Origin of the sequence: Streptococcus mitis (assembly GCF_047463435.1) — a bacterium.
GTDB classification, from domain to species: Bacteria; Bacillota; Bacilli; order Lactobacillales; family Streptococcaceae; genus Streptococcus; species Streptococcus mitis_DS.
The window spans coordinates 43,243-63,758 of the sequence record NZ_JASHDW010000005.1 but is presented as its reverse complement, the minus strand read 5'-3'; the positions used below and the strand labels follow the sequence as shown (position 1 = coordinate 63,758).

The window sequence follows — 20,516 nt, the reverse complement described above, 5'->3', positions numbered from 1 at the left end:
AAGTTCCCTTGAGAGTTATTTATTTAACGTGTTTAGTCAATTCTTTTTGAACTTTTTCGTTTGATTCTTTTTTCTCTTTAATCCATTTCTCACGAGCTTGTTCATAATCAGCCTTTGTTACAACTTTGTCTTGTAACTGAATATATTTGAAGTAGAGATTTGAACCTTTGTCTCCAGATTGGCTATAAGAAGCTGAGAATGGTACAACACGAGAAATGAATGGTGCAGCACCACTAGAAGACATAGCTGGTAAGAAGAGTGAACTGTCTGTCAACCAAGCTTGAGCAGCAGCATATTTTTCATAACGTTTGTTAAGATCACTTGTTTCTTTTCCAGCTTCATCAAGCAATTTATCGTAATCTTTCACACCAACTTTAGCTGCAGCTGCATTTGATGGGTCATCATACCCCATATAAGTTTTCGTTTGCTCACTATTAGTTGATTTAAGGATATCAAGGTAAGTTGATGGATCTTCATAGTCAGGATTCCATCCAACCGCACCTGAAAGATCCCAATCCTCAGCTGCCGCATTAGCAGCATAATAAGTCGCATTAAAGAATTCATCTTTAGAAATTTGTTGAATATCGATGACAACATTTTCTTCGCCTAAAACTTTTTCAACTGATTGTTTGAACGACTGAATCCGTGCGACAAAGTTTTTAGAGGTTTGGTCTACTGGAACATCCAAGTGGATAGGGAATTTCACACCTTCTGCTTCCAGAGCAGTTTTAGCTTTAGCAAATTCTGCTTTAGCTTTGTCAGCGTTAAAGAGACCGTCTTGACCATCAGCAAAGTTTACATCTTTCCACTCATCTCCATAAGTCTTAACTTTTTCAGCAACCAAGTCACCGAAAGTTTTTTCGCCTGCAGTCACAAAGTCTGGTTTCACAAATAAATTACGAACTGCGAGAGGAGCACCTTCTTTACCGTTAACTTGAGCAGAATAACCTGTACGGTCAAAGGCAAAGTTCAAGGCTTGGCGGAAGTCTTTGTTAAGAAGAGCTTTCTTAGTAGATGTTTTCTCTTCATCTGTCGTTTTAGATGTATATTTGTAATTTTGTCGATCGATATTTACACCTAAACCTCCAATACCAGCTCCTGACGGAGTGTAGAAAATATTATCCTTGTATGACTCCTCTACCTTTGAGAAGTTTGAACTTGTTGGGTAAAGACGAGCAAAACTATAAGCTCCACTTGTAAAGTTACGCTCAAGTGATTCTTGGTCCGAACCATCAAAATATGCAAGTGTTGCTGTATCTAAATGAACATTCTCTTTATCCCAGTACTGCTCGTTCTTAGCAAATTCGATAGAAGATTTAGCAGTCAAACCTTTAAGCAAGAAAGGTCCATTATATAGCAATGATGTAGGATCTGTCGCTTTAGCAAAATCAGAGCCTTTTGATTTTTCAAATTCTTCGTTTAATGGCCAGAAAATTGAATAAACCATCTTAGAGTTCCAGTAAGGTTCTGGTTGGTTCAAAGTATACTCAAGAGTATAGTCATCAACCGCTTTAACACCTACTGTAGAGAAATCTTTTGAATTCCCAGCCAAATAATCAGATAAACCTTTAACAGAAGTTTCAGCTAGATATAGAGCTTCTGATTTCTTATCTGCCGCATGTTTCAATCCATTCACGAAGTCTTTAGCAGTCACTTCGGCATATTCTTCACCATCGGATGTCATCCATTTGACACCTTTACGAATTTTGTAGGTATATGTCAATCCATCTTTTGATACAGACCAGTCTTCTGCAACCGCAGGAGTCAAATTCCCGTATTTGTCATTTGTGAAGAGGCCATCGATCCCGTTTGAAGTAGCCACTTTCGTACTCTCTTTTCCAGAAATAATATAATCTAATGTTTCTGGGTCAGCTGAATAGACATAACCATAGGTTTTTGGAGCTGTCGAATCAGATGATTTTGAATTCCCACAAGCTACTAATACACCTGTTGCTAATAAAGCAACTCCTGCTGCAACAAAGACTCTACTTTTTTTCATTTCTTTACTCCTCTTATAAAGTATAGGTTATCATCAATTATATCATAGATTTCAAGAAAAGTAAACGAATTTTCAGAATATTTAGGCTTATTGAGACAAAAAATCTGAAAAAGCTATTGACTGAAAATCATTTTCAAGGTATAATAATAAACGTTAAGGCGGTATAGCCAAGTGGTAAGGCACGGCTCTGCAAAAGCTTGATCGTCGGTTCAAATCCGTCTACCGCCTTCTATAACTTGATTTATCAGGTTTCATTTAAATAGAAAGCCCCGTTGAAGGGCTTTTTTGATTTTCTGCGGATAAATAAGCATGACTTTAAAAAACCTTTGGGGCGGATTGGGGGCAGACTTCTTTTTAGGAGACAATCTTTTGATACTCAATGAAAATCAAAGAGCAAACTAGGAAACTAGCCGCAGGCTGTACTTGCGTACGGCAAGGCGACGTTGACGCGGTTTGAAGAGATTTTCGAAGAGTATGAAATCAACTGAAAAAGCTTCGTCACACATGGTGACAAAAGCCTCTAGTTTATTCTGTTTCTTCTTCAATTTCGAATTCTGTGATTTGGACTTTTACCTTGGTAACACGTCCATTTTTCACTTTATCATTGGTTAGGATAAGCTGTTTGTTTTGGCTGATTAATTCATAGCTGAGTTTCTCAGTCGTTGGAATGGTCCCAACTCCTGTCAAATAATAACCAGCGATGGTATCAACGTCATCACTTTCCAGTTCAACATCAAAGTAATCATTGAAATCATTGAGATTCATGGTACCTTGAACAATATAAGTATCTTCTCCGATTTGATGAACTTCGATTTCAGCCTTATCTGTTTCGTCATCGATTTCCCCAACGATTTCCTCTAAGAGGTCTTCCAGGGTCACCAAACCAGCCATCCCACCGTATTCATCTAGCAAGATTGCCATTTGTCTTTGAGTATTTCGCAATTCTTTTAGCAAGTCATCCACAAAAATAGTTTCAGGAACAAAAAGTGGATCTTGTAAGATTCTCTTCCAAACAATATTGTCAAAACCGTCCACAAAGCCCGCCTTAAGGAGACTCTTGGTGTGAATGATTCCAATTACATTGTCCTTATCCCCATCATAGACAGGGATACGAGAATAATTTTGTTTTAAAATACTTTGGATAATGGTTTGACTATCATCCTGAATATCCACCATAAAGGCATCTGTTCGAGGAACCATAACTTCTCTGGCCATTAATTCGTCCAGTGAAAAAATCCCTTGTAACATTTCAATTTCGTCAGCATCTAGTGTTTCTTCACTATTGGTCAACATGTACTCAATTTCATCACGGGTCATTTTTTCATCAGCATCGTCAAAGGTCATAGGAGTCAAGCGACTCAAGAGATTGGTAGATGCAGACAAGAGCCAAACAAAGGGACTAACTAGTTTCCCAAGCCCAATGATAACTGGCGCTGTACGAATCGCCAAGGCATCCTTTAGATTAAGAGCGATTCTCTTAGGATACAATTCCCCAAAAACGATGGAAATATAAGTCAAAAATGCTAAAGACAGAAAACTTGCAACGGCATAAGATGTTTCACCATTTCCAAGCCAAGATGCAATTTCTCGTCCCAGAGTTTCTGCCAAACTCGCCCCTGATAAGATCGTAATCAGGGTAATCCCTACTTGAATGGTTGATAAAAAGTGGTTAGGATTTTCTAGTACCTCCAGCAGACGAATATAGCGTCTATCTCCTTCTTCTGCCTTTTGTTCAACACGCGCACGGTTAAGTGAAACCATAGCCATTTCTGTGGCTGAGAAAAAGGCATTTAACACCGTCAAGATAAACAATAAAACAAATTGTAGCAACAAATTCTGACTACTTGGGTCTTCCATAGTTCTTCTCCTAAAATAGTATCTTATCCTTTATTATATCACAAAATATAGTCCAGTACATATTATTTTTTCTCAATACTCTTCGAAAATCTCTTCAAACCACGTCAGCTTCATCTGCAACCTCAAAGCTGTGCTTTGAGCAACCTGCGGCTAGCTTCCTAGTTTGCACTTTGATTTTCATTGAGTATCAGTGTCTATTGTAGCCCTTCTTAAACTAGTAAGAAAGAACTCCTATATCCAAAAGTGACATAGGAGTTTATTTTGTATTTTACTGAGTTACCGTTACTTCTCCAGTTCGGTAATCCAGTTGAAGTCCTTTTTGAACATTGGGAACTAGAACATTGAATTCCAATTCTCCGTCTGAAGACTTGGCTTCAATCTGTGAAGCTGAAGGAACTAAATCATCATTCGAAGCGTAGTAAAGAGTTACACGGTAACGGACGCGCTTGTTTTGGTCCAAGGCTTTGCGCACCATGCTTTCATAGTAGTTTTGACCAGTCGAATCCTCGGCCTGTGCCTGATTTGCCCAGGCTGTCTGAACAGCAATGTTTTTAGGATTGCTTGTTGAGGCATCAAAACCATCCAAGCCACCGATTAAGGCATAGCCTAACAAGTGACCTCTATCGACTGCATGGGTATAAGTACCCTTTAGATTCTTAACCTGATGCCAGCCTGGAGGAGTCCATGAAGTCGAACCATTCCCAGTTTCTTCACGATTTTTGTACTGGCGAGTAGCCTTAGACAAGAGGGCATTTGCTACAGTTGGCACTGTTTCCTTGCCCACTGTCTTTGTTTTATTATCAGCGTAGGGCTTACTTGAAACCTTGGCATCTAGGTTTGTTTTATTACCATTGATGATAAAAGCACCTGAGCCATTCCACTCAATACTCCCTTTTATTTGGCTTTTGACTGCGTCTGTTAAGACACTTTCTGCCAATTCTTGACTAGGAGCTTCAGAAGCTTGTTTTTTCTGACTAACCTTGGTTTTGGGACTATTAGATGTCGACTGCATCTGCTTGATATAATAGCTCCCTGCAGACAAAAGCAATAACACTAGCAGTCCGATCAGTGTCTGTCTTGTTTTTTTATCCATTTTTCTCCTTATCTCTAGAAAAAGACTGGTTCTCCAGCCTAATTTCCTGTAAATTTATGAATCAATTCCTGCCATTTTGCTGGAGACAGGATAGCCCATGGATCTTGACCCTTGCCCAAGATTCCATAACCTACCATTAAGCCAATTCCTAGGGCTAGAACTCCTAAAAACAGTACCAAAATGACTAGAAGTAAACGCTTGATTACGTAGCTTGATTTCTTATTCATCTTCATCACTTGCCTCAATCCGCTGAATCTTAGCACCTAGCTGCGCCAACTTCTCATGGAAACGGTAGTAACCTCTATCCAAGTGAACCAATTTACCAACTACAGTTTCTCCTTGTGCTACCAAACCTGTCAAAATTAAGGCAGCACTGGCACGAAGGTCAGTTGAAAGAACTTCCGCCCCCTGCAAAGGTTGACCACCAACAATACGAGCTGTATCACGGATAATCTCAGAGTGCAAGCCCATGCGACGCATTTCTTCTAGATGTTGGAAACGATTTTCGAAAACTGTCTCCACCATAGTTGATTCCCCTTTTGCGACGGTCATCAAGGCTGTAAATTGAGCCTGCATATCTGTTGGAAAACCTGGGTGTGGCAAGGTTTTCACATGAACAGCTTTTAAATTTTCTAGTTGAGAGCGAACTCGAATTCCTTCAGTCTCCTCTGTCACTTCCACTCCCATTTCAAGCAATTTGGCAATCAAGGGACGGTTATGCTCCCAGACAGCGTCTCGAATCAAGACATCACCACCAGTCATGGCAGCAGCTACCATAAAGGTTCCTGCTTCGATACGGTCTTGGACTACATTGTGAGTCGTACCATGAAGTTTCTCAACACCGGTAATGGTAATGGTCTCTGTACCAGCACCCTTAACCTTAGCTCCCATTTCATTGAGGAGAATGGCTAGGTCTACAATCTCAGGCTCACGCGCAGCATTTTCAATCACTGTAACCCCATCAGCCAGCGTCGCTGCCATCATCAAGTTCTGAGTAGCACCAACACTTGGGAAGTCCATGTAGATATGAGCTCCATGTAAGCGATCAGCCTTGGCTTCGATGTAACCAGCTGTCTGGCTAATCTTAGCCCCCATGGCTTCCAGACCTTTCAAATGAAGATCAATAGGACGGCTACCAATCGTACAACCACCTGGCATGGATACCTTAGCATGACCTACACGGGCAAGAATTGGTCCCAAGACAACGATAGATGCACGCATCTTGCTGACATATTTGTAAGGAGCTTCCTCAGTGATATCGCCAGTCGCGTCCACCTCAACAAGATGATCTTCTTCATTAAAATCCACCTTGGCATTTAAACCACGAACCACCTGATTCATAGTGAAAACATCTGACAAGATAGGAACGTTCTGCAAAACAGTCTTTCCTTCACTTGCTAGAATTGTCGCTGCCAACAAGGGTAAGACTGCATTCTTTGCTCCTTCGATCGTAACACTTCCTACCAGACGATTATCGCCACCTTGAACCACAATTTTTTCCATACTTATTTCCTTTACTCTTGATTTTATAATAATCCTCTAAACGCTTCTTGCCACAACTGATATAGGCTGATAAAGAAAGAACTCATGATGTAGCCCATTACAATGCTAAAAAAGGCTACTAGTAAACGAACTTTTCCTGTATTCTCAGCTGTCACTTTTAAAACCTTTTCCCATCGAACAAGATCCTTTAAAAGGTAAAAACTCACGTAAATAAAGAGCATGTGACTGCTTAGAGTGAATAATAATTGAACCATTTGACTATTATACCATCTTCTCTGTTTGTGCGCTAGTTTGGAAACTTAACTTAAAACTAGGGATTGTTTTTCAAGTAATCAATTGCATCTTGTAGGGTTTTAACTGGCACGATTTTCATATCAGTCTTGATTGTTTTGGCTGCTTCTAGGGCTGTTTGGTAGTTGTTTTTAGCATCAGGATGCGCTTTTTGTTCTTCTTCGCTAACAGGGTTATCCGGGGCAAAGAAAATAGCAGCACCTTCTCTAGCCGAAGCAACAACTTTCTTATCAATACCTCCAATGTCCCCCACATTCCCATCGCGATCAATGGTACCTGTACCGGCAACGATACGACCATTACGAAGACCAGGGTCAGCTATTTGAGTATAGATGGCCAGACTAAACATGAGACCTGCACTTGGACCACCGATACCAGCTGTTGAAAAGCGAATTGGGACATCACTGGTCACTTCCGTACGGTCAATCAAACCGATTCCAATTCCATTTTTGCCATTTTCCAAGGTGATAATCTTACCTTCTGCAGACTTGGTTTGCCCATCCTCTTCATAGGTGACCTTGACGGAGTCCCCTAGTTTTTGAGAATTGACATAATCAATCAAATCTTTGGAACTATCAAAGGTCTGATCATTGACTGCTGTGACCGTATCAGAGATGTTAAGAATCCCTTTAAAGGTCGAATTATCCGTCACAGTCAAAACATAAACCCCAAGATATTTGAGTTCGATATCTTTACCAGCTGTTTTTAGCCCTTGATACTTGGCCATGTTTTGCGATGTTTGCATGTAGAATTGATTGATCCGCATAAATTCAACATCGGAAGAGCCACCTGTAGTCTCTTGGGCACTACGAATATCTGTAAAAGGCGTCAACCATGCATAAATCATATGAGCTAAAGTGGCATGTTGGACACCAACCGTAACGAATTGATAGGCACCAGCTTCCTTATCTTCTGTGTCATTGACTTTAAGGACTTGGCGAATATCTTCCGAACCACCTGGAACTTCTATATAGTAGGGCAAGGGCACTACAAATGCCAAGAAAGTCACAATTAAGGCCGCAATGACATATAAGGGCCATCTAATCTTTTTTTTCATTTTTTATTTCCTCCAAAATACTCTCAGGAACATAGCAGGTAATATCCTGACCAAACTTCAAAAGCTCTCTAACACCTGATGAACTGATATAGAGATGTTCAGGTCGGCTATGTAAATAAATGGTTTCTATATCAGGAGACAGCTGATGATTGTAGTAATCGAAACTGGCTTCATATTGCAAATCCGTTGCATTTCTCAAGCCTCGTACCAGAAAGGTAGCCCCCAGTCTTTTTGCAACATCAACCACCAATTCATCATGAGAAGACACAACTTCAACATTTTCCAAATGTTTCACAGCCTTTTCTAACCCCCGTTTACGATTTTCAAGAGGGAGAAATCCCTGTTTGTGGGGATTGAAAAAAATTCCGACATAGAGCTTATCAAAAAGTCTGCTCGTCCGTTCAATGATATCCAGATGCCCATTTGTCATCGGATCAAACGAGCCTGTGAATAAGCCAATCTTATCTGACATAAACTGTTACCTTACTAATTCCATAAATCTTTTCCTTCCAGATACCCAGGCAGGCAATTTCTTCTGGAAGTTCAACGGCCTTATCCGTCTCACACACGACCATGACATCTTCAGAAAAAAGGTCTCTCTCAGCCATTTTTTCAATATCTGCTACGATTTGTTCCTTGGCATAAGGAGGGTCTAAGAAAATGAGATTAAATTTCCCAGATACCTGTTCCAATGCCCTTTCTGCATCCATCTTGAGTAGTTGAAATTTTCCAACTTCCTTGGTCATCTGAATATTTTCAGCCACGATAGCCTGAGCCTTACGGTCTCGCTCCACCAAAACAGCACTGGACATGCCACGTGAGACTGCCTCGATAGATAAACCACCACTACCTGCATAAAGGTCCAAGACTCGTCCCCCTTCAAAGTAGGGACCAATCATGTTAAAAATGGCGCCCCTAACCTTATCCGAAGTAGGTCTTGTCGTCTTGCCTTCTAGTGTCTTGAGGGGACGTCCCCCATAGATTCCTGATACGATTTTCATACCGTTTATTATACCAAATTATGGGCAAAAAGAGAAAGAAAACCGAACCTTGCGGTTCGATTCTCTACAAAATATTTTCGTAAGTATCGCGGACTTCTTGAGGCCAAACACTTGTTTGCACTTCCCCAATATGTTTCTTGCGAAGTAGGAACATGGCCATCCGAGATTGTCCAATTCCTCCACCGATTGTCAATGGGAATAGGCCATTCAACAAAGCCTTGTGCCATTCCAATTCCAAGCGGTCTTCATCACCTGTGATGGCAACCTGACGGCGAAGCGTTTCTTCATCTACACGGATTCCCATAGAAGACAACTCAAAGGCTCCACCTAGAGATTCATTCCAGACAAGAATATCACCATTTAGACCCTTGTAGCCATTTTCAGATTCGCTTGTCCAGTCATCATAGTCTGGTGCACGTCCATCGTGCGGTTTACCGTCTGGTAATTCACCACCGATACCAATCAAGAAGACAGCACCAAATTCTTTACAGATAGCATTTTCACGTTCTTTCGGTGTCAAGTCTGGGTAGCGTTCTACCAACTCTTCTGTATGGATGAAAGTGATTTGTTTTGGCAAGACAGACTCGATGTCATAGCGAGCTTCTACTGCTAGCTCAGTCAATCGAATAGCCTTGTAAATCTTTTCAACTGTTTCTTTTAGATAAGCGATGTTACGTTTACCATTTGGAATGACTTTTTCCCAGTCCCACTGGTCAACATAAACAGAGTGGGTCGCATCCAACGAATCTTCGTCTGGACGAAGGGCCTTCATGTGGACGAAGAGACCTTCACCCTCACCGAAACCAAAACGAGCCAAAGTATGGCGTTTCCATTTGGCAAGTGAATGCACCACTTCATAGGTTTCATCAGGAATCTGCAAAACCTTGACAGATACTGGATTTTCCACACCAGACAGGTTATCCTGCATCCCGTCACCGACCTTGCTCAAGATAGGACCTTGAACTTCGACAACTTCTAGCTTATCTTTCAAATACTGGGTAAAAGTGTTTTTGACAAAGGAAATTTCTTCTTGTTGATGGATAAAACTTTTCTTCATAGGCTACTCCTCAAAAATTAATTAAAAGCATTATACACCTATTTCCAAGAAAAGAAAAGAGAAAATTTAAAAAAATCAGTGCTCCTTCGAACACTGATTTCATGGACCTTTAGTCATTGCGACCAAAGATACGTAGAATACTGAGGAAAAGATTGATAAAATCAAGATAGATACTGAGTGCCATTGAGATGATCCAACCTGTCGCTACTTGTCCTCGTGACTGCTCATAAACATAGCGAATCTTTTGATTATCCCAAGCAATCAAACCAGAGAAAACCAAGACCATGGCAATACTAATCATGTAGTCAAAGAAGCTATTGGCTAAAAATAGATTCACAACCATGGCAATGATGAGACCAACAAGCGCCGCCATCAAAGCTCGTCCCATTCCACTCAAATCCTTCTTGGTGAAAATCCCGATTGCCGCCATGACAAAGAAGAGAAGAGCGCTGGATACAAAGGCTGACAAAACTGTTCCCGGTGTATAGAAGGCTACGACAAAGCTAAGGGTGAAGCCATTCAGTAGGGAGTATACTAGAAATACTGGCAGAGCTGCTGGGCTATTTTTTGCAGCCATGCTACTTGCAACAAATACCAGAGCAAGTTCTGCAAAAGTTGCAACCATCAACCAGAGACGGCCATGCATTAAAAAGTAAGTCAATTGAGCCTGAAAGACTGTCAACATCAAAGCTGACACCAGAGCTGATAGTCCAATTCCAATCCCTACAAAGGCATAAACCTTAGCGTAAAATTGATTGAGACCTGAACGTTCTTGAATAATTGTTTGATTCATTCTGATTCTCCTTTTTCTATAACTATATCTTGATTATAACAAAGTTTTTTTAAATTAGCTGAAATAAAACATCAAAATGCCTGCGGCAACTGCCACATTGAGACTCTCCGCCCTACCTTTCATACCAATATGAACCAGCTGATTGGCACTTTCAGCCATGATAGGACTAATCCCTTGCCCTTCATTTCCCATGACTAAAGCAAAATTTTCTAGGGGAGAAAGCTCACGATAATCCTTGGAATCTCTCGATAAGGTCGTTGCCAGAATGGGCAAATTGCTCTTCTTTGCCTCTTCTATAAAGGTAGCAACAGGCATACGATAGATGGGCAAATGAAAATGGCTTCCTTGCATGGAACGCAGAGTCTTGAGACTGTAAATATCCGCTGACTTGTCTGAAACAATGACCCCTGTCAAACCTGCCGCGTCCGCAGTCCGAATCATGGTACCTACATTACCAGGATCTTGGACATCTTCTAAAAATAGAAACTTACCCTGACTAAAATCAGGCGGTCCCACTTCTTCTTTTTGAATAACTGCGACAATGCCTTGAGGTGTTTGCGTATCTGCCAAATCCCGCAAAATCTCCTCTGACACCCAGACAATTTGCGGAAAAGCAGATAACTGATCTCTATAACTTTCTAGGGCAAAAATTTTCTCAATCGTCACTCCAGCTTGAACAGTTTCTTCAAACAAGTGCCAACCTTCAATCAAATAAGTAGACTTACGGTATTTTTTTTGGTGTAATTTCTTGGCATTTTTTACCACAGAATTGGCTTTTGAGGTTATAATAGTCATAGAAATATTATAACACAATCAAAGGGGTTTGGTATGCAAAAGGTTAGAATGATCGCCCAAGGTAGGGTGCAGGGAGTCGGCTTTCGTTGGGGTGTTTACAGCTTGGCACTTGAAATTGGTGGCATCACAGGTCGAGTCTGGAATAATGACGACGGCACAGTGGAAATTTTAGCCCAAGCAGACTCATCTACTATCATGGCAAAATTTATCCAAGAAATCCGAAAAGGACCCACACCTTTTTCAAAAGTCAGCTACTTAGATGTCAAACTAAGTAACTTTCCTCCTTACCCTGACTTTAAAATCGCAAATTAGGTCTCTAGAACTATTGTATATTTTGTAAAAAAACAGTAGAATAGAAAGGTATAATTTTTAAAGAAGGAATAAAAACAGTGAAATCTATTAAACGTTTTGCACTCTCAGCTATGGGAGTGGCTATGTTGCTAGTCTTGACTGGCTGTGTTAGAGTCGATAAAGCCACAGGAAAGCCAATAGGATTTATTTGGAATACTATCGGAGCGCCTATGGCTGAAGCTATCAAGTACTTCGCTACTGATCAAGGTCTAGGCTTTGGTGTCGCTATCATCATCGTAACCATTATCGTGCGCTTGATTATCTTGCCACTTGGTATCTACCAATCATGGAAGGCAACGCTTCACTCTGAAAAGATGAACGCCCTCAAGCACGTCCTTGAGCCACACCAAACACGTCTCAAGGAAGCGACTACTCAAGAAGAAAAACTCGAAGCCCAACAAGCTCTCTTTGCCGCTCAAAAAGAACACGGCATCAGCATGTTTGGTGGTGTAGGATGTTTCCCTATCCTCCTTCAAATGCCTTTCTTCTCAGCTATCTACTTTGCTGCCCAACATACTGAAGGGGTTGCTCAAGCAAGCTACCTAGGCATTCCTCTAGGTTCTCCAAGTATGATTTTGGTTGCCTGCGCAGGTGTCCTTTACTATCTTCAATCGCTCCTTTCACTTCACGGAGTAGAAGACGAAACGCAAAGAGAACAAATCAAGAAAATGGCTTACGTGAGCCCAATCACGATTGTTGTCTTCTCCCTCATTTCACCAGCCAGTGTCACACTTTACTGGGTTGTCGGTGGTTTCATGATGATTCTCCAACAGTTTATCGTCAACTATATCGTTCGTCCAAAACTTCGCAAAAAAGTCCGTGAAGAACTGGCAAAGAACCCACCAAAAGCAAGTACTTTCTCTACACCAAGTGGACGAAAAGACGTTACCCCTGGACAACCAACTGCTATCACAAGCAAGAAAAAACACAAAAATCGCAACGCTGGAAAACAACGTTCGAGATAAGAAGAAAAAGGCTTAGCTGGTTTGCTAAGTCTTTTTGCAAGTCATACTCTTCGAAAATCTCTTCAAACCACGTCAGCTTCGCCTTGCCGTATATATGTTACTGACTTCGTCAGTTCTATCCACAACCTCAAAACCATGTTTTGAGCAGCCTGCGGCTAGCTTCCTAGTTCGCTCTTTGATTTTCATTGAGTATCAAAAGCCCGATGTTTCCATCAGGCTTCTTTTTTATCCATGTACACGTTTCATATAGTCTTGGTAACTTTCGGTATCCATGAGTTTTTTAGCGTTCTTAACGCGGTCTGCTGTTGGTGGTTTGACTCCTTCGAGGGAATATGGAATTCCCAATTCACGCCATTTGAACTCACCCATGGTGTGATAAGGCAGGATTTCAAACTTATCAACATTTTTGAGAGTCTTGACGAACTTACCAAGTTCAATCAAGTCATCATCTCTATCTGTCAAACCTGGAACTAGCACGTGGCGAATCCAGACAGGCTTTCCAATATCTGATAGATACTGGGCACAAGCCAAGATATTTTTATTTGTTTGGCTAGTGACAATTTTGTGCTGTTCTTCGTTGATTTCCTTGATATCCAAGAGGACCAAGTCAGTGACAGCCATGAGTTTGTCAAACTTCTCAAGGTAACGTGGTTTATTACGGAAAGGAAGGGCACAGGTATCCAAGGTACAGTGGATTCCGTGTTCTTTGGCCTTGGTAAAAAGGGCAATCAAGAAATCAATCTGCAAGAGGGCTTCTCCTCCACTGACTGTAATCCCACCCTTATTCCCCCAGAAACCGCGGTAGCGCAAGGCCTCTGTCAAAACATCATCTACCGTCCGTTCACGTGATTTATTGGACTCCATAGCCCAAGTGTCTGGGTTGTGGCAATACTGGCAACGCATGTGACAGCCCTGCAAAAAGACAATAAAGCGAATACCAGGGCCATCTACCGCCCCAAAACTTTCTGTCGAATGCACCATTCCTGTCACTTGTCCATAATCAATTGTTTCTTCAGACATATCGTTACCTTCCTTGAAAACGTTTTATAGTTTTATTATATCACGACTTGAAGGAAAAACAAGATTTTTGCCTATTTTTTAGAAAGCAATCTGTTTTTCAATTTCATTTTCAATTACTTATCATTTTATTCTTCAAAATCAAAGCCATATAAGGTTGCAAAATAGTCCTCAGGGCGCTCCGCACGGCGGATTTGACGGGCTTTACCTTCTTCGGTATAGAGGATTTCCGCAGAACGAAGTTTGGCGTTGTACTGGTATCCCATTGAAAATCCGTGGGCACCTGTATCATGAATTACCAGCAAATCACCGATTTCTGTATGAGGCAGTTCGCGATTCACTGCAAATTTATCATTGTTTTCACAGAGTGAACCAACCACATCTACTACTTCAGCTGGTCCTTCTGGATGAGTCATATTGGTAATATGGTGGTAGGCGCCGTACATGGCTGGACGCATGAGGTTGACTGCTGATGCATCCACACCTAGATAGGTACGGTAGGTTTCCTTCTTATGAGTGACTCTTGTGACTAGAGCCCCATGAGGTGCCAACATAAAACGACCCAATTCAGTGAAAATCTTGACCTGACCAAGACCTGCTGGCGTAAGGACCTCTTCATACACCTTACGAACTCCCTCACCAATCAAGGCGATATCGTTCGGCTCCTGGTCTGGACGATAGTTAACACCAATACCGCCAGAAAGATTGATAAAGTCTAGCGAAATACCCAACTTTTCCTTGATTTCAACAGCCAATTCAAAAAGCTGACGCGCCAACTCTGGATAATAGAGATGGGTCACGGTATTGGACGCTAGGAAGGAGTGAATCCCAAAAGTCTTGGCTCCTTTTTCCTTCAAGATGGCAAAAGCTTCAAAGAGCTGGTCCTTGGTCATACCAAACTTGGCTTCTCCAGGATTGTCCATAATATCTGTTCCCAGTTCAAAAACGCCTCCAGGATTGTAACGACAAGAGATAATTTCTGGAATGCCTGCTGCACGCTCTAGATGTTCAATATCTTCAAAGGCATCCAAGTTAATGGTCGCACCCAATTCACGTGCATAGGCGTATTCCTTGTCTGGCGTATTGTTTGAAGAGAACATGATCTCAGAACCAGGGAAATTCAGTTTATGACTCATCAAAAGCTCTACATAACTAGAGCAATCCACGCCACAGCCTTCCTCTTGAAGGATTTTCAAAATAGCTGGGGTTGGAGTAGCCTTAACTGCAAAATATTCCTTAAAGCCCTTGTTCCACGAAAAGGCTTGGTTGACTGCTCTTGCCTTCTCACGAATCCCCTTCTCATCATACAAATGAAAGGGAGTCGGGAACTCGGCAACAATCGCTTCTAAGTCTTCTTTATTGATAAATGGTGTTTTCATAAGCTTCCTTCTATTCTATTTGCAAAGAAAGGCTGGGACAATCGTTCCAACCTTTAGTTCTATCTCTTATTTATCTTCGTCAAAGATATTTCCAACCTCAACATCGATGGCTTGGTTCTTAACATCAATATTGGTTACCTTCAAGAGTGACTTGTAGTCAAACTGCTTTTCACGTTCTTCTTGAGCATTGTCCGCAAATACCGCTACACCTGCCAGTTCTGAATCGAACTCGCGCAAGAGACTAATCATCCCATTGACAGTTCCGCCGCCTTTCAAGAAGTCATCCACAATCAAGACACGGCTGCCTGCCTTGAGACTACGTTTTGAAAGGAACATTTTCTCGATACGGTCACCACTTGAACCTGATACATAGTTGACGCTGACAGTTGAACCTTCAGTAATTTTCAGGTCACGGCGCACAATAACAAAAGGAACATTAAGGACATTGGCAACTGCATTTGCAAGTGGAACACCCTTAGTCGCTACGGTCATAACCGCATCAATCTTTTGGTCCATAAAACTTTTGGCAATAATACGACCAATATTTTTCAAGATGGCTGGTGTGCTAAGCAAATCAGACAGGTAGATGTAACCACCTGGCAAGATACGGTCACTTTCTGACAACTTGGCACGCAAGTCCTCAACCATTTCCTTGGCATCATGGCTTGAGATTGATGGTGTGAAAATGACACCACCACCAGCACCAGTTACTGTCTGGATATGACCGATTTCAATTTCCTCAAAGGCGCGTTTGATAATCACGATATCCTCTGAGATGGATGATTTAGCAGATTCATACTTTTCAGCAAAAGTATTGAGACTAGTTAGTTTATAAGGATTATTAATCAAATAGTTGGAAATGACAACCATCCGATCACTTCTTCTTAATTTCATTTCTATTTCCCACTTCATTTAATTTTGATATTTTATCTATTATACCATATTCACATAAAAAAACGAACATTCTTATCCTAAAAATGCTCATTTTTCTTAAATTATTAATCTAAATCTGGTTTATAGAAGGAACGATTGTCCATTGCGAAGATTTTATTGGTCATCTCTCCTTTATCCACCAAAGCAAGAGCAGTTGACATCATCATCATGCTTGCATCCAGATTGTCAATCATATGGATAATCTCTGCTTCCATAATGCGTGGACGGACTGGACTTCCATACTCAAGCAAGCCGTGGTGACTAAGGATGACGTGACGAAGCAGAACGACTTCTTCCTTGGTATCATCGATACCGAGTTCCATAACTGTTTTAGTAATTTCGCTATCAATCAAAGCAATATGCCCAAGGAGATTGCCTCGCACTGTATACTCGGTCTGGTCTGGTCCCGTCAACTCAATGACCTTAGCCAAGTCATGCAGCATAATCCCCGCATAGAGCAGGCTCTTATTGAGCTGAGGATAAACTTCGCTAATAGCATCTGCCAAACGCACCATGGTTGCAGTGTGGAAAGCCAAACCCGTTTCAAAGGCATGGTGGTTGGTCTTGGCTGCTGGATAGGAGTAAAATTCCTTATCATACTTGGTGTAGAGATTTCGGACAATCCGTTGCCAGACAGGATTTTCAATTTTAAAAATCATTTGCGACATATAGTCACGGATTTCCTTGACATCAACTGGCGACTTGACCTTGAAATCAGCTGGATCATTGGGTTCACCAGGCTGAGGCAGGCGGAGGGTAATTTGATTGACTTGAGGGGTATTGTTATAAACTTCTCGGCGTCCTTTCATGTGGACAACCTTACCTGCGGTAAAGGCCTCAACGTTATGAGGTTGGGCATCCCAGAGTTTCCCTTCAATCTCGCCACTATCATCTTGAAAGGTAAAAGCTAGGTAATTTTTCCCAGCTCGAGTTTGCCTCAGGTCAGCTGACTTGATTAGGTAAAAGCCTTCAAATAGCTCATCTTTTTTCATGTGACTAATCTTCATATTCTTCCTCATCTTCTTGGAAATGGAGTAGATCAAGCGCAGGCTCACCTTCTGACAACTCAATGTGACGGAGCGTCCGCTCGATAGCTGTGGTACGACGGTTTAATAGTTCATCAATATTGCCAGAGGCATGTTGGAGGTGTTTTTGTGCCTTGACCAGAATGCCACCAAACTTGCCAAACTCGGTCTTAACACTAGCAAGAGTCTTACTAATATGGTCAGCACTCTTTTGGATATTAAGGGTTTTGAAACCAACTGATAGGGAATTGAGAAGAGCTGATAGGGTACTTGGACCTGCGACAATAATCTGCTCTTCCCGTCTCAAGTCATCAAAGAAGACCGGATTGCGGACGATTTCTGAGTAGAGACCTTCTGTCGGAACAAACAAAACTCCAAAATTGGTAGTCCGAGGCGGTGCTATGTACTTGCTCTTGATATCTTTGGCAAAGCGTTTGACGCTGGCTAGGAGCGACTTACGACAGCGTTCGATCTCGTCCTTGTCACCCGCTTCATAGGCTTCTTCTAAGCGGTAATAATCTGCCAGTGGAAACTTAGAGTCAATTGGTAGGTAGACGTATTCCTGGTCGCCTTGTCCGGGCAACTTGATGGCATACTCCACTCGTTCACTAGAGTTTTCAACCGTTGCGTATTCTCGTTCATACTGGGCAGGGGTCATGATGTCCTCAATAATTTGCCCCAATTGCAATTCTCCCAGAATCCCTCGCGTCTTGGTTCCAGAGAGAACCTTGTTAAGAGCTCCGACATCACGGGCAACTGTCTGCATTTCTCCAAGACCACGATTGACCGACTCTAGTTGTTTGGAAACTGTCTCAAAGGAAGCCTGCAAGCGTGTCTGCAAGGTCTTTTCTAGTTTTTCCTCGACCGTTTGGCGCATTTGCTCCAAACGTTGCTCATTTGATTCCTGCAAGGCTTGGAGACGTTGGTCGGTCTTATCTCTGGTTTGGAGGAGATTATCTGTCATTTCTTGACGGACCTGAGTTAAGCCTTGGTGCAACTCGATTCGAACTTCTTGCAAACGGTCGCTGACAGCTACTTCCAAGTCTTTTTGATCCAACTGACTGGCTTGTCTGGCTTGTTCAAAACGATAATCTAACTGGTCTGACAAGTGATCTGCCTGATCCTCCAAGCTCTTGCTGAGATGTTTTTCCTGCTTATCCTGCCTTTGCCAAATCAGAAAGAGTCCAGCTAGGTTGGCAATCAATAATAGAACAAGTAAACTTTCCATCCTACCTCCTGTCCTTGCTATGCAACACGACTACATAGCCATCTGGGCAAGTCACTGAAACTTCCCTATCTATATATTCGTTAGAAGCGTACACTTTTTTAAAGAAAAAATTTTCCTCTGTCAACTCATACTTAGCACCGAGAATAGTCAGCTGGCTATCCCGAACCGGCATAAAGGCTAGATAGTCATAGTCCGAGCGGGGTTCTAGCTGACTGGTCCCTTCTGGACAATAGGCAATCAAGTTTTGCCCATCCTCAATCGCTATCTGGCGCATATAGGGTGCTAATTGGGGATTGCTAGGTAGAAAGACGTTAGCCAGCATATGGTCAATACGACCACCCAAAGCACCGAAAATAGTGACTTGAGCCTGAGGATCTTGTTCAAAGATAGTCAAGAGAGCCAGTTCCAAATCGGTATCATCTTTTTCTGGTCGGGCTTGAACAAAATGCTGGGCACGTTTTTGAATCAACTGACGCTCTTCTGCAGTGACAGAATCAAAATCTCCAACCGCTAGAGCAAGAGGTAGGTTTTCCTCCAAGACCCAGAGCGAGCCTCGATCCACACCGACAAAGCAATCAAAGTCTGTTCGGTAGTGACCGCGGTCTCCTCCTGCAAAAACAGCAACCCTAGTCCAGTTGTTTTCTGAGAGTTTGTACTCGCTCATTGACTTCTCCCTTAAAGACATAGGAACCTGCTACAAAAACAGTCGCACCAGCTTCTTTGGCCAGAGCAATAGTTTGGTCATCAATCCCACCATCCACTTCAATCTCAAAGTTCAAACCTTTTTCCTCACGAAGGGCAACCAACTCACGGACCTTATCCATGGTCTCTGGTAGAAAGGCTTGCCCACCAAAGCCTGGGTTAACTGTCATGACTAAGACTTGGTCAACTAGGTGAAGCACGTGCTTGATGGCTTCAACTGGTGTGCCAGGATTGATAACAACTGAAGGCTTAACACCGAGTGAGCGAATTTTTTGGAGGGCGCCATGAATATGAGGCGTTGCTTCCACATGGATGCTGATGATATCTGCACCTGCACGCGCAAAATCTTCTAAATGATGCTCAGGGTTTGACACCATCAAGTGGCAATCGAAAACCATCTTACTATGAGGGCGAAGAGCTTCGACCACACCTGCACCAAAACTGATTTGTGGCACAAAGTGCCCATCCATGATATCGATATGGGCATATTCTGCACCAGTTGCTTCTAGACGTTTGATTTCACGTTCAAAGTTGGCATAATCTGCTGCCAGAATTGACGGAGCAATCTTGTATTGAGACATAGGTTTCTCCTTATTTTGGAATTTTTTTGCTGACTTTTTTATAGGTTTCTCTGCGATTTTCAATCTCACTGAGGAATTGTAGGTAGTTGTCAAAACGGAAGGTAGCAATGATGCCTTCTCCTACTGCTAGTTTTATAGCGCAAGACGGCTCATGGGTATGGGTACAAGTACGGAACTTACAATCTCGGCTAACAGTAGCAATCTCTGGGAAGGCCTGATTGAGGTCTTCCGCCGTTGATACTTCATAATCCAATGATGAAAAACCTGGTGTGTCTGCGATTTTACCTCCATTGAGATTATAAAAACTAACTGCTCGAGTAGTGTGGCGCCCGCGACCCAGACTGTCTGAAATTTCTCCTGTTTCAAGATTGAGGTCTGGTGCGATTTTATTGAGAAGAGTTGATTTCCCAACACCCGTCTGCCCCATAAAGACTGTAACCTTGCCTGTTAACAAAGGCAAGAGTTCTTCTTTACTGGTCACAAAGTCATAGCCGATATCACCATAAGTCTGTTCATAAAAATCCAGTTCTTCTCTATCTTCCAACAAATCCATTTTAGAAATATAAACGATGGGATGGATGTCCTTGTGCTCCAAAAGAACCAAGAAACGATCCAATAAATTGCTGTTAAAATCAGGCTCTTTTACGGACATAATGACTACAGCTTGGTCAATATTGACAATAGGAGGACGGACTAGGCTGTTTTTGCGTTCATGAATCCTGAGAATATAGCCTTCTGAATTTTCCTCGGCAGAGAAATCTACCCAGTCCCCAACATAGGGTGTATGACCTTTTTTCCGGAAATTTCCTCGCGCCCGTGTCTGATAAACCTTGTCCTCACTCTCTACATAGTAGAAGCCTGCCAAGGCTTTAATGATTTGTCCCTGCAT

General features: G+C 42.0%; 22 protein-coding genes and 1 tRNA gene. 3 read left to right on the top strand and 20 right to left on the bottom strand.

Annotation, left to right across the window (positions count from 1 at the left end; translation table 11 throughout):
• Positions 1–19 precede the first annotated feature (19 nt).
• On the bottom strand, positions 20–1,999 hold the full coding sequence (locus QM843_RS04180; protein ID WP_020902007.1) for a peptide ABC transporter substrate-binding protein: 1,980 nt from the start codon (positions 1,997–1,999) through the stop codon (positions 20–22).
• Positions 2,000–2,156: 157 nt separating this feature from the next.
• On the opposite strand from QM843_RS04180, the gene QM843_RS04175 reads away from it, so the two are divergent.
• Positions 2,157–2,227 (top strand) — tRNA-Cys (locus tag QM843_RS04175).
• 297 nt (positions 2,228–2,524) lie between these two features.
• Here the strand turns inward: QM843_RS04175 and QM843_RS04170 are convergent.
• The 11 genes from QM843_RS04170 to QM843_RS04120 form a co-directional block, all read right to left on the bottom strand.
• Complete coding sequence (locus tag QM843_RS04170) at positions 2,525–3,856, bottom strand: hemolysin family protein (protein ID WP_414304555.1); 1,332 nt, start codon at positions 3,854–3,856, stop codon at positions 2,525–2,527.
• A gap of 268 nt (positions 3,857–4,124) precedes the next feature.
• Positions 4,125–4,949: a DNA-entry nuclease EndA gene (gene endA / locus QM843_RS04165; protein WP_020902004.1), complete on the bottom strand. Its 825-nt coding sequence runs from the start codon at positions 4,947–4,949 to the stop codon at positions 4,125–4,127.
• Between the two features lie 38 nt (positions 4,950–4,987).
• Positions 4,988–5,176, bottom strand: coding sequence for a DNA-directed RNA polymerase subunit beta (locus QM843_RS04160; protein ID WP_031237692.1), 189 nt, complete (start codon positions 5,174–5,176; stop codon positions 4,988–4,990).
• Positions 5,169–6,452 (bottom strand): UDP-N-acetylglucosamine 1-carboxyvinyltransferase, encoded by a 1,284-nt coding sequence (gene murA, locus QM843_RS04155; protein WP_371483680.1) that lies wholly within the window; start codon positions 6,450–6,452, stop codon positions 5,169–5,171. The genes QM843_RS04160 and murA overlap by 8 nt, the downstream gene beginning before the upstream one ends.
• 23 nt (positions 6,453–6,475) lie before the next feature.
• Positions 6,476–6,706, bottom strand: coding sequence for a DUF1146 family protein (locus tag QM843_RS04150; protein WP_004255861.1), 231 nt, complete (start codon positions 6,704–6,706; stop codon positions 6,476–6,478).
• Positions 6,707–6,762: 56 nt separating this feature from the next.
• Positions 6,763–7,800, bottom strand: coding sequence for a SepM family pheromone-processing serine protease (locus QM843_RS04145; protein WP_000727281.1), 1,038 nt, complete (start codon positions 7,798–7,800; stop codon positions 6,763–6,765).
• The gene (gene coaD / locus QM843_RS04140; RefSeq protein WP_414304554.1) at positions 7,784–8,272 is read right to left on the bottom strand and encodes a pantetheine-phosphate adenylyltransferase; all 489 of its coding nucleotides are present in this window, start codon (positions 8,270–8,272) and stop codon (positions 7,784–7,786) included. Before coaD ends, QM843_RS04145 begins: the two co-directional genes overlap by 17 nt.
• Entirely contained in the window at positions 8,262–8,801 is a 540-nt protein-coding gene (rsmD, locus tag QM843_RS04135; protein ID WP_247933550.1) for a 16S rRNA (guanine(966)-N(2))-methyltransferase RsmD, read from the bottom strand. Before rsmD ends, coaD begins: the two co-directional genes overlap by 11 nt.
• A gap of 64 nt (positions 8,802–8,865) precedes the next feature.
• Entirely contained in the window at positions 8,866–9,858 is a 993-nt protein-coding gene (gene asnA / locus QM843_RS04130; protein ID WP_033681255.1) for an aspartate--ammonia ligase, read from the bottom strand.
• A gap of 109 nt (positions 9,859–9,967) precedes the next feature.
• The gene (locus QM843_RS04125; RefSeq protein ID WP_084861995.1) at positions 9,968–10,651 is read right to left on the bottom strand and encodes a Bax inhibitor-1/YccA family protein; all 684 of its coding nucleotides are present in this window, start codon (positions 10,649–10,651) and stop codon (positions 9,968–9,970) included.
• 54 nt (positions 10,652–10,705) lie between these two features.
• Complete coding sequence (locus QM843_RS04120) at positions 10,706–11,446, bottom strand: TrmH family RNA methyltransferase (protein WP_125416616.1); 741 nt, start codon at positions 11,444–11,446, stop codon at positions 10,706–10,708.
• Positions 11,447–11,479: 33 nt separating this feature from the next.
• Between QM843_RS04120 and QM843_RS04115 the strand changes: the two genes are divergently transcribed.
• The gene (locus tag QM843_RS04115; protein WP_033681252.1) at positions 11,480–11,758 is read left to right on the top strand and encodes an acylphosphatase; all 279 of its coding nucleotides are present in this window, start codon (positions 11,480–11,482) and stop codon (positions 11,756–11,758) included.
• Between the two features lie 77 nt (positions 11,759–11,835).
• Complete coding sequence (yidC, locus tag QM843_RS04110) at positions 11,836–12,762, top strand: membrane protein insertase YidC (protein ID WP_020901995.1); 927 nt, start codon at positions 11,836–11,838, stop codon at positions 12,760–12,762.
• 225 nt (positions 12,763–12,987) lie between these two features.
• Here the strand turns inward: yidC and pflA are convergent, their stop codons facing one another.
• From pflA to rsgA, 8 genes are all read right to left on the bottom strand, one after another.
• Positions 12,988–13,782 carry a pyruvate formate-lyase-activating protein gene (gene pflA, locus QM843_RS04105; protein ID WP_020901989.1) on the bottom strand — a complete coding sequence of 265 codons (795 nt, stop codon included), beginning with the start codon at positions 13,780–13,782 and terminating at the stop codon, positions 12,988–12,990.
• Between the two features lie 125 nt (positions 13,783–13,907).
• Positions 13,908–15,158, bottom strand: coding sequence for a diaminopimelate decarboxylase (locus QM843_RS04100; protein WP_414304553.1), 1,251 nt, complete (start codon positions 15,156–15,158; stop codon positions 13,908–13,910).
• A gap of 66 nt (positions 15,159–15,224) precedes the next feature.
• Positions 15,225–16,052, bottom strand: coding sequence for a pur operon repressor (gene purR / locus QM843_RS04095; RefSeq protein ID WP_004238844.1), 828 nt, complete (start codon positions 16,050–16,052; stop codon positions 15,225–15,227).
• A 104-nt stretch (positions 16,053–16,156) separates the two neighbouring features.
• Complete coding sequence (locus tag QM843_RS04090) at positions 16,157–17,098, bottom strand: 3'-5' exoribonuclease YhaM family protein (RefSeq protein ID WP_020903082.1); 942 nt, start codon at positions 17,096–17,098, stop codon at positions 16,157–16,159.
• On the bottom strand, positions 17,088–18,344 hold the full coding sequence (locus QM843_RS04085) for a DNA recombination protein RmuC (RefSeq protein WP_049546674.1): 1,257 nt from the start codon (positions 18,342–18,344) through the stop codon (positions 17,088–17,090). The genes QM843_RS04090 and QM843_RS04085 overlap by 11 nt, the downstream gene beginning before the upstream one ends.
• A gap of 1 nt (position 18,345) precedes the next feature.
• Positions 18,346–19,008, bottom strand: a complete 663-nt coding sequence (locus tag QM843_RS04080) for a thiamine diphosphokinase (RefSeq protein ID WP_414304552.1) — start codon at positions 19,006–19,008, stop codon at positions 18,346–18,348.
• Positions 18,971–19,627 carry a ribulose-phosphate 3-epimerase gene (rpe, locus tag QM843_RS04075; RefSeq protein WP_414304551.1) on the bottom strand — a complete coding sequence of 219 codons (657 nt, stop codon included), beginning with the start codon at positions 19,625–19,627 and terminating at the stop codon, positions 18,971–18,973. The genes QM843_RS04080 and rpe overlap by 38 nt, the downstream gene beginning before the upstream one ends.
• Before the next feature lie 10 nt (positions 19,628–19,637).
• Positions 19,638–20,516 carry a ribosome small subunit-dependent GTPase A gene (gene rsgA, locus QM843_RS04070; RefSeq protein WP_033681234.1) on the bottom strand — a complete coding sequence of 293 codons (879 nt, stop codon included), beginning with the start codon at positions 20,514–20,516 and terminating at the stop codon, positions 19,638–19,640.